The organism is Thermostichus sp. MS-CIW-23 (assembly GCF_054059455.1).
In genome coordinates this window covers 1-11497 of sequence record NZ_JBSSCC010000058.1, presented here as the reverse complement: position 1 = coordinate 11497, position 11497 = coordinate 1, and the positions used below count along the sequence as shown (strand labels likewise).

Below are 11497 nucleotides of genomic sequence, written 5' to 3'. Positions count from 1 at the left end.
AACTCTTTGCCGCAAATCCAAAGAATGAGTCGGCATTCCTTTCTCTCCTTCCTCTTGAATACCTGTACCCTATTTTAAATTAAAAGGCTGTATCTTTTTTGGAGTTACCTATGTCTAAGCTGGACTCAAAAAATGCACCTGGACACCAGGTACTGGCTGCGGCAGGTAAAAAGGCACTTCGACCGGGGGGCTTTGGCGCTACCGAACGGCTCTTCAAGTTTGCCGAGTTCCGTCGAGGAGAAACTGTGCTGGAACTTGCCTCAGGCCTTGGCTACACGGCTATTCGATTGGCAAAGCGCTATGGCATACATGTTACCGGCATTGAGAAAAATCCAGATAACATTGCTCGCACTCGCGCTAATGTTTCTGCAGCAGGGCTAGCCGGCCAAGTTGAGATCCTCGAGGGCGATATCTTTCACCTAGATCAAATCGATCAGAAATTTGACTATGTCTTGGCGGAAGCTATTTTAACAATGCAGTCCGATGCAGGAAAATCTAAGATTTTGTCAGGGATTTACAATTGCCTCAAGCCAGGGGGTAAGTTCCTCAGCCATGAGCTGCGAGTTGAGGGATCCAACAGCGACGCTATCCGCAAGGAGTTATCCTCCGTAATCCATGTCAATGCCAATCCTTTATCTACTGACAGCTGGCTTGCAACTGTTCAGCAAGCAAATCTTACGGTTGTCCAGTATGCCACCGGCCCCTTAACTTTGCTCAATCCCGTTGCTATTGCTACAGAGGAAGGATTGCCGACGCTCTTAACTATGGTGTGGAATGTGCTTACACGTCCTGTAATCCGGCAGCGGATCTTATCTATGAAGCAAATCTTTAGCCGATATCGAAATAACCTAGGCTACATCATACTGATTGCCAAGAAGGAGGCTTAATGATGTCTCTTGTCTCCCCTGAGTCACCTTTTTTGCAGCTCAAAGATCACATTGCTTATTCTGTGGAAGGAGTTCTCAGCAAGATCATTTGGAAAAGTGAAGTCTGCCAACATACTCTTTTCTGTATGGCGGGAGGCACAAGTATTTCCGAGCATACCTCCACAAGGGACGCTACTCTCCACGTCATTGAAGGAACTGGAGTCTTAACCCTTGCAGGTGAGAAGATCTCTCTATCTCCGGGCATATTTGTCTTAATTTCGGCAAATGTTCCCCATGAGTTAGAAGCCACTGCTGACCTTGCTTTTGTTCTGACTTTATCAAAGGCAAGTTAAGAACGCCGCCTTTTACTCAGCCAGCCGCTTAACATCGCCAAAGCAAACATTCCCAGCAAAGCAAAGCCCAGCAGCCACCTTCCCTGCTCTAGGATCCCTGCCCCCAGAGCCACTACTGGGGGTGTAGAGACGGCAATGCCCAAAGCTAGGGCGAGAAGAAAGTTCTGCCATTTTATTTGGGTTAGGCCGGCGGCGTAGGCGACAAAGTCGAATAGGCCCGTCATTAAAAAACCAGCTGTAAGAAAAATATTGTTTTCCAGATAGTTAGCTGAAAGGGCATCGACTTTGTACATCCATTGTCGCCCAACTACTCGCTGTACTAGGTCTCTACCAAACTTTCTGGCTAGGTAGAAGTTAAGTGTACAAGAGATAAAATCAGCAATTGCAATGTAAAGGATTCCCGATCCAAATCCAAAGAGGGCTCCTGCCAAGATGGAGTAAAGGGTGCTGGGTATGGCAGGAATAATAATACTCAGGGAGCGTAATCCAATCAGGGCAAGGGGTGCCCAGGGGCCTAGTTTTGCTATAAATTCTCGAGTTGCCTCTGGATCTAAGCGACGGGCCAGCAAGATGGCAGCTAACAGGACAACAAGCAACAACAGCAGTGAGAGGATGTCTTTCCTTTTTCTGGAATTGATTTTGCTGCTAGAGGACAAATCCTCTGAGGGGGTAGGGGACGATCCTACTGACTCGCCATCTGCTGACTTGTCAAAGGTAGTGCCGGGCGGATAATAGAGTTCATCCTTCAGGATCCAACCTGTTTTCTGTTGCAGATAGGCATGTGTGCTCAAGCCCAGACGCTTTGCCTCGGTGGCAACAGCCTTGTAGTCTAAGCCCAATAGCTCGCAGAGCTCTTTTTGTCGAATACCAGAAGGTGGCTGCATAGGGCAAAAGATCTCTACTTTCTCTGCTAGATGCTTAAGGTTTCCGAGGGATGCTCGAAGTAGGCATGATTTTCATAAGGCTTGTTTTGCTAGTGTAGAAGGTGTCATGTATTTTGCTTTTTAGAGGTTGATAATGATCTTGTGTATTGGCGATGTTCTTAGTTTAGCAGAATTGCAACAGATTCTGTCCCTCATAGCCGATGCTGAATTTGTGGATGGTGCTCTGACGGCAGGCTGGAATGCCAGGCTTGTCAAAAACAATAGGCAAATGCCAAAGGGATCCCTTCAGCAACGGAAGATAGAGGAGATTATCTTGGCAGCTCTAGAGCGTAATTTGTTGTTCCAGATGGCTGCCCGGCCCAAGCTCATTCATTCCATTTTAATTAGCTGCTACGAAGCGGGAATGTCCTATGGCACTCATACCGACGATGCGCTGATGCTCGATCGGCATCAGCTGATGCGCACGGATATTTCCTTTACGCTATTTCTAAGTGCCCCTGAAGACTATGATGGCGGTGAGCTGAAGATCGAGAGTAGCGAGGGGGAGCAAGCCTACAAGCTGCCGGCGGGTGCTTTGATCCTCTATCCTGCTTCCACCTTGCACCGAGTTGAGCCTGTAACCCGTGGGATCCGCTATGCTGCCGTCAGTTGGGTTCAAAGCCTAATTAGGGATCCGCAAGAACGCGAGATCCTCTTTGATTTACAGACTGTGCGGCAGCAGATGTTTCAGGAATCGGGCAAGACACGCCACTTTGATTTGATCTCCAAAGTTTACGCGAACCTGCTGCGGAAATGGGCAGAGCTCTAGAGGGATCGAAGAAAATAGAGCAGGGCTTCTCTGTCTTCAGCAGCCATATTTTTAAAGATCTCGCGGGAGCGTTCAGCTTCTCCCCCATGCCAGAGAATGGCCTCCTCGAGGCTGCGGGCGCGGCCATCGTGCAAATAGCCGGAGGAGGGCAGAACTGTCTGCGACAAGCCGATGCCCCACAAAGGGGGGGTGCGCCATTCTCGGCCCGTGGCCTCGAAGTCAGCGCGGCCATCTGCTAGTCCTTCGCCCATGTCATGCAACAGCAAATCGGTGTAGGGGTGGATGACTTGGTTGGCCAGGGCAGGGATCTCATGAATGCCGGTTTGTAGCTCTGGTCGGTGACACTTGGCGCATTGGGCTTGGACGAAGAGCTTTTCCCCTCGCTGAACTTGGGGATCCTGCCAAAGGGCGCGGCCAGGCACGGCCAGGGTTTGCACGTAAACGGTTGTCGCTTGGAGAGTGGCCTCGTCGATATCTTGGCTGCCATCCGCGGCCGGAAAAAGAGGATTCGTGACACCCATGTCGTTGGCGTAGGCGGCCGCAGTTTGTTGCCTGAGGTTGGGGGTATTGGCTTTCCAACCAAACCGTCCCAGCACCAGACGCTGCTGCTCTTGATCCCAAACCAAGTTGGGGCGGCCAGAGATGCCATCCCCATCGGCGTCGTCAGGATCGGCTGCTGCCAGGATCCTAGAAGCGGGAACGGCCTCCAGTAGGCCCGCTCCAAACACCGGCTGGGGGATCCGCAGGGAGATGAGGACAGGATCGATGGGCGATCCCTCCAGAGTTAACAGCTTTACAACAGGAGAACGCAGCCTGTAGGGAGTTCCGTCGGCGTACTCTCTGGTCTGCTCTACCCAGTGCAACTCCACCTTGGCCTCTGGCCGATAGCCCCGAACGGCCTTTTCTTGAACCTGCGTGCCGATGCCGGCCACAGGGGGAGTGTTGCTATGAGGAGCAATGGCCTCCCATCCAAAAGGCTGGGGATCCCCGCTTCTATCCAGGGATCCAACCTGGCTGACTCTGACGACCCGCTGCCCCTTGTCAGGAAAACCTCGGCCGTTTTTAACATGACAACCGGCGCAGGAGTTGTTGTTGAACAGAGGCCCAAGGCCGGGGTTAACAGGCGCCGGAGCGGTGACGAAGCGAGCCTCAAAGGCGATGTCCCCCAGGGCATGCAACCTGGCCCAGCGGGGATCCAAGTTGGGAGCCGGCTGCTCGTAGGCTGTTGAGGTGCGGTTCCAAAGGGTTGTTTCGCCACCCGCTCGAGGGGGCAATGGCTGGGATCCCTCTGGGGCAGCGGGGAAAGCCAGAAAGCTCGCCGCCCAAAGAGAGGCCAATCCCAGCATGAAAATCTGGAGAAGACGACGCATCGGCTATCAAAATATCGGCAACTCAGCTCTTTTGGGACTTTCTTACTACTGCAGGAGCGGCACAACTTCCTGAGCAAAGCTGTCGAAAGCGTCTTCAATTTTTTCCATAGCGGCAGTAATAGATCCACGGGCATTGGCATCGCAAAGGCTTTTTTCGATAGGGGCAGGGATCCCCTGGAGAGCCGCCGCCGCTGCTTGTAACTCCGACTGAATTTGACTATCCAAATTGGGATTGATGTCCCGGACAAATTGGCTCAGGCCACGACCTTTTCTATCTCTAAATCCGCCCAAGTAAGCATACTGAACGCTGCGCACATTGGCCTGGAACTCCGGCAGCGAATGGTGGGCAAAGCGACTTTCCAGCAGAAAAGGATTTTGCTGGGCGAAGGCTTCGCCAATTTTGACCTTGCCCAGCTCGTCCAACATGCCGAGAATACCTTGGGCTATTTCTTCAGCAGCAGCTTGCAGCGTGAGATAACTCTTGCTGCCCTCGCCGGCTTTTACCCATTCTTCGCGAAAAGCAGGCAGCCCTTGCACTCCCTCTGTCCAGCTTTTGAGCAGCTTTGCCGCCGTATCCGCCAAAACTGGGCCAAGGGCAGCCAAGTACTCCCGATCCCGCTCGGTAAAGTCTTGCAAAGACTTGTTGTTATCCACGCCAAAGAGCAAGAAGGCCACGGCATGAAATCCCTTTTGCCCGCTTTCCAACTCGGCCACGGTCTCTGGAGTGAGGGGATCGCCGCTGTTGAGAACTTCCAGCACCTCCACCTCGTTCAGGGGCCATTCGTCCAAATCCGCATCCAGCCCCAAATAAGCCGCCGGCCCAAAGGCAAAAGCCTCGCTCTCCTCCCAAGTGATGCGGGCAACAGACCAAGCCTGGCGAGCCGCTTGCAAAGTCTGGGCATTGGGATCTTGCACGAAGGCCTGGATGGCCTGAGACAGGGCCTGGGTATCGGCGACCAACTGCTCATAGGCAGGGATCACCACCTGATCGGCAAAGTCGAGCAAAATCTGCCGATCCTGAAACCGCTGCTCAGGAGAGAGCACAACGGCTGGCCGGCGAGAGCCTGCCCCTTCTTCCCCACCCTCGCCGCCGCCATCCACCGGGATAGGCCGACACTCCGGGTTCATTTGAGCTGCCTGCTGAGGCGAAGCCTGGCTCAGGGCCGGTGGATCCCCGCCGCCCGCAGCCGAGGGATCCTTTTGGGTTTCCCCGCAAGCGGCCCCGCTGACCAGAACATAAAGCCCTATCCCCGTCCACAGCTTCAGATACCTCGACATCTCCTCCGACTCCTTTGCCCTCGACTTGGCCAACTTTGGCTTGATTGTAATCCAGCTATTGCGACTCAATCTTAAGAAGGGAGAGATTTTTATCACCGGCTGCCACCGGATCGCCCGGCTCGTCCCTCTGCGGGCCAGCTTCCATCTGCAGCTTCCCCAGGTGGGGCTATGGGCGGATACAAGTCCGACTCTTAACAAAACTTAACTCTAAAGACATTGATATTTGTTTGCAAGAAGCCTAGAGTAGGTCACAGCTCGCTGTTGAGATTTACTCTCAACAGTTGGTTACGTGTCTCGAAAGGATGTGTCCGTGCGGCCAGAGGCGGGCCTGGGGCAAGGTCTCTGGCCTTTTCCTAGAAAAGCTTGTTTAGAAACGCAAGAGGAGCGGAGATGACAGCGACGACACTCAAGCAAGAAGGGGGATCTAGCTCGCAACAACAGATCCCGTGGTGGGCGGGCAACGCCCGTTTGACCGATCTTTCTGGCCGGCTGCTGGGGGCGCATGTGGCCCATGCCGGGCTGATCGTTCTCTGGGCAGGGGCGATGACCCTGATCGAGTTGGCCAAGTTTGACCCCAGCCGACCGATGTATGAGCAGGGGCTGATTCTCTTGCCCCACCTGGCCAGCTTGGGGCTGGGGGTGGGATCCGGCGGGGAAGTCCTGGATACGGATATCTACTTTGCGGTGGGAGCGATCCACCTCATCAGCTCTGCCTTTTTGGGGTTTGGCGGCATTTTTCATGCCCTGCGCGGGCCGGCGGTGCTGGATCCCAAAGCCTTTCCCCTGTTTAGCTACGACTGGCAAGACAAAAACAAGATGACCACCATCCTAGGGATCCACCTGGTGCTGCTGGGACTGGGGGCATGGCTGCTGGTGCTTAAGGCAACAGTGTTTGGCGGATTGTTTGACCCTGGGGTGGGAGAGGTGCGCACCATCCTTCCCAATTGGAATCCGTTTGGGCACCTGTTGGGCGCGGAAGGACGCCATTGGATAGCAGGGGTGGACACTTTAGAAGACGTGGTGGGCGGCCACCTCTGGCTGGGCTTGCTCTTGGTGGCGGGGGGCATTTGGCATATCGTGACCAAGCCTTTTGGCTGGGCAGAGCGAATTTTTGTCTGGTCGGGAGAGGCTTATCTTTCCTACAGCCTGGGAGCTTTGGCCTTGATGGGGTTTATTGCTGCCTATTTTGTTGCGGTTAACCCAGTGGTTTATCCCGAAGTTTTCTATGGGCCGCTGCTTCAGGTGGGCTTGGATCGCTATCCCTTTTTTGAGCAAGGAGAGGCTCTCACGTCTAGGGTTTGGCTGGCCAATGCCCACTTTTGGCTGGCCTTTTTCTTCCTTCAGGGCCACCTTTTCCATGCCCTGAAAGCCCGAGGATTCAATTTCCGTACCGGCAGAGTAGAGCTCGCTGCACAGCAGGCCTAACGGCACGCTGAAGGCATTGACTATCTAGCCATCTGATTTTGAGCTTCGCACTTGCAGTTTCGAGGTAGGAGCAATGGCAAAAATAGGTCTATTTTTCGGCACTCAAACCGGAAATACCGAAAGAGCTGCCGAGATGATTCAAAAAGAGCTGGGCGAAGACAATGTAGATTTAATTGACATTGCCGAGGCCAACATTGAGGACTTTGAGAAGTACGACTACTTAATCATCGGCTGTCCAACTTGGAATATTGGGGAGCTTCAGGCTGATTGGGATGGTTTTTTCCCAAATTTGGATGAGATCGATTTTTCCGGTAAGACGGTAGCCTACTTTGGAGTTGGGGATCAGTTGGGCTATCCCGACAACTTTCAAGATGCCATGGGGATCCTGGCCGAAAAAATTGCCGAGCGTGGCGGCAAAAATGTCGGCTCCTGGCCTACAGAAGGCTACGAGTTCAACGAGTCTAAGGGAGTGGTTGACGGTGAGTTTGTCGGCCTTGCTCTGGACGAAGATAACCAACCAGAGCTGACGGAAAAACGAATTAAAGAGTGGACGGCCAAACTCAAAACACTCTTCAATCTGTAATCTCAAACTCGGCTTCTTAGCTTGTTGTGGATACTGTGGGAGTTTGTCATGACTGGCGCAGTTCTATCTTCATCGCCTACCTCTGCTGAGGGATCCCCTCAGGTGAGCTGGCTGGCGGGCAATGCTCGCTTGGTGAATCTGTCCGGAAAGCTGCTGGGGGCCCACGTGGCCCATGCGGGGTTGATCATGCTGTGGGCCGGCGGCATGACTTTGTTTGAGGTGGCCCACTGGGATCCAAATCAACCTATGTACAGCCAGGGGCTGATTTTGTTGCCCCATCTGGCCAGCTTGGGCATCGGCGTCAACGCAGAAGGGGTGGTTACGGATCCCTATCCCTTTTTTGTCGTGGGCGTTCTGCACCTAATTGCCTCGGCAGTGCTGGGGGCAGGAGGGATCTTCCATGCCCTTTTGGGACCAGAGGTGCTGAGCAAGGGGAAAACCTTTGCCGAGTTTTTCGGCTACGACTGGGAAGATGACGACAAGATGACCACCATCCTCGGCATCCACCTGCTGCTGCTGGGGCTGGGTGCATGGCTGCTGGTGGCCAAGGCTCTCTTTTGGGGAGGGCTGTACGATGCCAACCTGGGCCGCGTGCGGATCGTTGCGGATCCCACCCTCAATCCGCTGCGGATCTTCGCCTACTTGACGCCGCTGATGGGTCAGCAGGGCATGGCCGCCGTGGACAACCTGGAAGACCTGGTGGGGGGACACATCTACGTGGGCCTGCTCTGCGTGCTGGGGGGATGGTGGCACATAGCCACGCGCCCCTTTGCCTGGGCCAAGCAAGTCTTGATCTACTCGGGCGAAGCCTACCTCTCCTACAGCCTGGGGGCCCTGGCTTACATGGGCATCTTGGCGGCCTATTTTGTCAGCGTCAATGAGATCGCCTACCCTGCGGCTTTTTACGGGCCGCTGGGGCTGGCCGCTGACGAAAGGGGAATTGTAAGCAGCCGTACCTGGTTGGCTACAGCCCACTTTGTCTTGGGGATCCTGTTTTTGGCGGGGCACATCTGGCATGCCATCCGGGCGCGGGCGGCGGCCAGCGGCTTTGACTTCCAGCGCGGGGGCTGGGTGCGAGCCACAGATCCCCAGGTGGGCAACTTGGACACGCCGGTAAACCAGGGCGATCTCACCCTGCTGCTGCTGCAAAACCTGCCCATCTACCGGGAGGGCTTGTCGCCTTTCCTGCGCGGTTTGGAGATCGGCATGGCCCATGGGTACTTCCTGGTGGGGCCGTTTTACAAGTTGAGTCCGCTGCGGAATTCGGAGCAAGCCCTGACGGCAGGTACGCTGGCGGCCATTGGTCTGGTGCTGATCCTAACGGTTTGTCTTTCGATCTATGGACGAGTCTCTTTTCCGCGCTCGCGGCTGGTGGCGGTGGTGAACACCCCCTATGGAGAGGTGGCCTATCCGACGCCGGGAGTGCAACTGATGGCGGAATCGCAGGGATCCCCTCAGCCGGTGCGAGTACCGGCAGGATCGGAGGACTTGCCCGAAAACTTGCGCACCCGTGCCGGCTGGAGCCAGTTGGCGGGAGGGTTTCTGGTGGGCGGCGTTGGCGGTGCCCTGTTTGCCTACATGCTCCTGAACAGTGCGGACGTGTTGGCCCAGATTTTGCCTGGGCTGTGAATGAGGTTTGAGGCTCCCTGGTTCGGGGATCTGCAGAAAGGAGAGGGGTATTGTCCCCTCTCCTCTATCCAGATCGGCTCGGATCCTTTGGGCCGCATTTTCCAATGGCAATTGCACTGTTCACAATTGCATGGTTCAACCGCACTTTGCCGGTTGGTTTCTGGCTACTGGACTTTGTAGATCTTTTGTTTGGCTAGCAGCCTTGATGGTTTTAACAGTCGAGATGGAATAGCGAATATGAGTTTAAGCTCCGCTTCTGCGCTCGCTTTTGAGGCCCTGTATCTGGGCATTTCTCCCAGTCTCAAGCTCTTTGATCAGCCTTTATTAGGATCCCTGGGGAAATGCTTTCGGATAGCCTACTGGGAGTACCACCAAACCCAGGATGAGCCTTGTAGCCTGGAGACTGTAATCACGCTGCTATACGAATATCTCAAAGCTTGGGATCGACCCGTTCATCTTATCGGCCACGGCTTGAGCGGGGTGGCCGCTTATCTTTTTGCCTGCCGTTACCCACAGCGGGTACAGTCTCTGACCTTGCTGGCCGTGGGAGGTTGGCCTGCTACCACTTGGCATGCCCATTTCTATGTGCAGCGAAAAATCTTTTGCTGGAGTCGGGAACAACTCTTGGTGCGTATAGCCCAGAGCCTTCTACCTACTTCAGAACAGTGGCGAGCACGCTCACTCTCCTATGCTCTGGCTAAAGATTTGGATACTTCTCCCATACCTCACTCCCTATTTCAGGTGATAGCGATTCCAGCCCAGAAAGTGTCGGTGCCGATGTTGGTTTGCGCCAGCAAGGATGACCCCATTGTGGATCCTGCTTCGCTCGAGAAGTGGAGAAACCACCTAAAGCCAGGGGATCAAATGTGGTTTTGCCCTGGGGGGCGACACTTTTTTCATTATTCTTTTCCAAGTTTGGTCAATCTGAAAATAATGGATTTTTGGCAGGAATTGCGTAAACTTCAGCCCAGCATGGCTTAGGGCGGCTGGACTTTCGCGGGATGATAGAATGGCTACTCATCCAAACAGCAGAGGAGCTCCGTTTGCAGCTAGGGCGAAGCAGCCCAGGTGGAGCCCCTGACAACAGGAAAACGGGCAGGGGTGGAATGAGGCCATTGAGCTCCCGGTAAAATTGATAGAATAGGGCAAGCCCCCAACTTGGATAGGGAATGGGCTTGACCGCGGAATCCTCGGCTATGTTCGACAAACTGCTCTTTCCCATCGATAACTCGCGTGAGACCAGCCACGCCTTGCCCTTGGTGGCGGACATAGCACAGCGCTACAAGAGCCAAGTGTATTTGCTTTCTGTGCTGGATGATACGGAGCTTGACCCGGAGCGAGCCGAGCAAGCTCGGCAAAACATCCACAACCTGCTTAAGCAAACGGAGTCCGGCCTGCATCAAATCGGCCTCAGCAACGTCAAGAGTGAGTATCGAGAGGGGAAGGTGCCTTTTGTCATCTGTGATGTGGCAGACGAGCTGGAGATCAGCCTGATCGTGATGGGCTGCCGTGGCCTCACCCTGTCTGGAGAGGGGCAGAACAACTCTGTAAGCCACCGCGTGATCGATCTCTCCCCCTGCCCAGTGTTGGTCGTGCCCTGAGGAGAGGGATCCCATTGACCAAAAGGCGCGGCAAGCCCCGTCCTTCAGGGCAGGAAAGGATAGCGCCGACCGTAGCCGACGCCCTTTAAAAACGCAGTGTCGGCCATGTGAATATCGTTGTCATCACGCATAGGCCAAGAATACGATTGAGCGGTGCAACGACTTCAAGCCTTCAAGTACGAATTGCTGCCCAACAGCCAGCAGGAACGGCAGATGCGCCGCTTTGCTGGCTCCTGCCGGTTCGTCTACAACAAAGCACTGGCGTTGCAGAAGGAGCGTCACGAGCAAGGCCAGAAAAAGCTAGGCTATGCGGGCTTGTGCCAGCTGCTCACCGCGTGGCGCCACAGCGCAGATACGGCGTGGCTGGCGGATGCGCCGGTGCATCCGCTGCAACAGGCGCTCCAGGATTTGGAGCGAGCCTACAGCCACTTCTTCGCCCAACGCGCCGGCTTCCCGAAGTTCAAGAAGAAGGGCCGGTCCGACAGCTTCCGTTATCCCGACCCCAAGCAAATCCAGCTGGACCAGGCCAACAGCCGCATCTGCCTGCCTAAGCTTGGTTGGGTGCGCTACCGCAATAGCCGAGAAGTGCTAGGCACAGTGAAGAACGTCACCGTATCCAAGCACGCTGGCAAGTGGTTCGTGTCGATCCAGACCGAGCGCGAGGTTAATTGGCCTATTCCGCAGGGGGGCGCAGTGGGCA

General features: G+C 54.8%; 12 protein-coding genes. 9 read left to right on the top strand and 3 right to left on the bottom strand.

Annotation, left to right across the window (positions count from 1 at the left end):
- Nucleotides 1-110 precede the first annotated feature (110 nt).
- Together ACVW0B_RS13560 and ACVW0B_RS13555 are read left to right on the top strand one after the other, a co-directional pair.
- On the top strand, nt 111-887 hold the full coding sequence (locus tag ACVW0B_RS13560) for an SAM-dependent methyltransferase (RefSeq protein ID WP_414358094.1): 777 nt from the start codon (nt 111-113) through the stop codon (nt 885-887).
- Nucleotides 887-1219: a cupin domain-containing protein gene (locus ACVW0B_RS13555; protein WP_011433845.1), complete on the top strand. Its 333-nt coding sequence runs from the start codon at nt 887-889 to the stop codon at nt 1217-1219. The genes ACVW0B_RS13560 and ACVW0B_RS13555 overlap by 1 nt, the downstream gene beginning before the upstream one ends.
- On the opposite strand, the gene ACVW0B_RS13550 is transcribed toward ACVW0B_RS13555, so the two are convergent.
- A complete protein-coding gene (locus tag ACVW0B_RS13550; protein WP_228375352.1) occupies nt 1216-2103 on the bottom strand; it encodes a TVP38/TMEM64 family protein in 888 nt (295 codons plus the stop codon). The two genes, ACVW0B_RS13555 and ACVW0B_RS13550, sit on opposite strands and share 4 nt — an antisense overlap.
- Before the next feature lie 133 nt (nt 2104-2236).
- Between ACVW0B_RS13550 and ACVW0B_RS13545 the strand changes: the two genes are divergently transcribed.
- Complete coding sequence (locus ACVW0B_RS13545) at nt 2237-2911, top strand: Fe2+-dependent dioxygenase (RefSeq protein WP_011431398.1); 675 nt, start codon at nt 2237-2239, stop codon at nt 2909-2911.
- On the opposite strand, the gene ACVW0B_RS13540 is transcribed toward ACVW0B_RS13545, so the two are convergent.
- On the bottom strand, nt 2908-4281 hold the full coding sequence (locus ACVW0B_RS13540; protein WP_011433844.1) for a di-heme oxidoreductase family protein: 1374 nt from the start codon (nt 4279-4281) through the stop codon (nt 2908-2910). The two genes, ACVW0B_RS13545 and ACVW0B_RS13540, sit on opposite strands and share 4 nt — an antisense overlap.
- Before the next feature lie 45 nt (nt 4282-4326).
- Nucleotides 4327-5559, bottom strand: coding sequence for an imelysin family protein (locus ACVW0B_RS13535; protein ID WP_011433843.1), 1233 nt, complete (start codon nt 5557-5559; stop codon nt 4327-4329).
- A gap of 390 nt (nt 5560-5949) precedes the next feature.
- On the opposite strand from ACVW0B_RS13535, the gene ACVW0B_RS13530 reads away from it, so the two are divergent.
- From ACVW0B_RS13530 to ACVW0B_RS13505, 6 genes are all read left to right on the top strand, one after another.
- Complete coding sequence (locus ACVW0B_RS13530) at nt 5950-6984, top strand: chlorophyll a/b binding light-harvesting protein (protein ID WP_457440519.1); 1035 nt, start codon at nt 5950-5952, stop codon at nt 6982-6984.
- Nucleotides 6985-7057: 73 nt separating this feature from the next.
- Nucleotides 7058-7567 carry a flavodoxin FldA gene (fldA, locus tag ACVW0B_RS13525; RefSeq protein WP_414407903.1) on the top strand — a complete coding sequence of 170 codons (510 nt, stop codon included), beginning with the start codon at nt 7058-7060 and terminating at the stop codon, nt 7565-7567.
- 48 nt (nt 7568-7615) lie between these two features.
- Nucleotides 7616-9196: a chlorophyll a/b binding light-harvesting protein gene (locus tag ACVW0B_RS13520; protein WP_457440521.1), complete on the top strand. Its 1581-nt coding sequence runs from the start codon at nt 7616-7618 to the stop codon at nt 9194-9196.
- Nucleotides 9197-9433: 237 nt separating this feature from the next.
- Nucleotides 9434-10177, top strand: coding sequence for an alpha/beta fold hydrolase (locus ACVW0B_RS13515; RefSeq protein ID WP_414357692.1), 744 nt, complete (start codon nt 9434-9436; stop codon nt 10175-10177).
- Nucleotides 10178-10392: 215 nt separating this feature from the next.
- Nucleotides 10393-10797 (top strand): universal stress protein, encoded by a 405-nt coding sequence (locus tag ACVW0B_RS13510; protein ID WP_011433838.1) that lies wholly within the window; start codon nt 10393-10395, stop codon nt 10795-10797.
- 153 nt (nt 10798-10950) lie between these two features.
- The coding region (locus tag ACVW0B_RS13505; RefSeq protein ID WP_457491927.1) for an RNA-guided endonuclease InsQ/TnpB family protein at nt 10951-11497 on the top strand (547 nt) is incomplete at its 3' end.

Bases quoted from the DNA above. Each gene is read 5' to 3' on its own strand.
- ACVW0B_RS13560 (WP_414358094.1), top strand. From the start codon at position 111: ATGTCTAAGCTGGACTCAAAAAATGCACCTGGACACCAGGTACTGGCT.
- ACVW0B_RS13555 (WP_011433845.1), top strand. From the start codon at position 887: ATGATGTCTCTTGTCTCCCCTGAGTCACCTTTTTTGCAGCTCAAAGAT.
- ACVW0B_RS13550 (WP_228375352.1), bottom strand. From the start codon at position 2,103: ATGCAGCCACCTTCTGGTATTCGACAAAAAGAGCTCTGCGAGCTATTG.
- ACVW0B_RS13545 (WP_011431398.1), top strand. From the start codon at position 2,237: ATGATCTTGTGTATTGGCGATGTTCTTAGTTTAGCAGAATTGCAACAG.
- ACVW0B_RS13540 (WP_011433844.1), bottom strand. From the start codon at position 4,281: ATGCGTCGTCTTCTCCAGATTTTCATGCTGGGATTGGCCTCTCTTTGG.
- ACVW0B_RS13535 (WP_011433843.1), bottom strand. From the start codon at position 5,559: ATGTCGAGGTATCTGAAGCTGTGGACGGGGATAGGGCTTTATGTTCTG.
- ACVW0B_RS13530 (WP_457440519.1), top strand. From the start codon at position 5,950: ATGACAGCGACGACACTCAAGCAAGAAGGGGGATCTAGCTCGCAACAA.
- fldA (WP_414407903.1), top strand. From the start codon at position 7,058: ATGGCAAAAATAGGTCTATTTTTCGGCACTCAAACCGGAAATACCGAA.
- ACVW0B_RS13520 (WP_457440521.1), top strand. From the start codon at position 7,616: ATGACTGGCGCAGTTCTATCTTCATCGCCTACCTCTGCTGAGGGATCC.
- ACVW0B_RS13515 (WP_414357692.1), top strand. From the start codon at position 9,434: ATGAGTTTAAGCTCCGCTTCTGCGCTCGCTTTTGAGGCCCTGTATCTG.
- ACVW0B_RS13510 (WP_011433838.1), top strand. From the start codon at position 10,393: ATGTTCGACAAACTGCTCTTTCCCATCGATAACTCGCGTGAGACCAGC.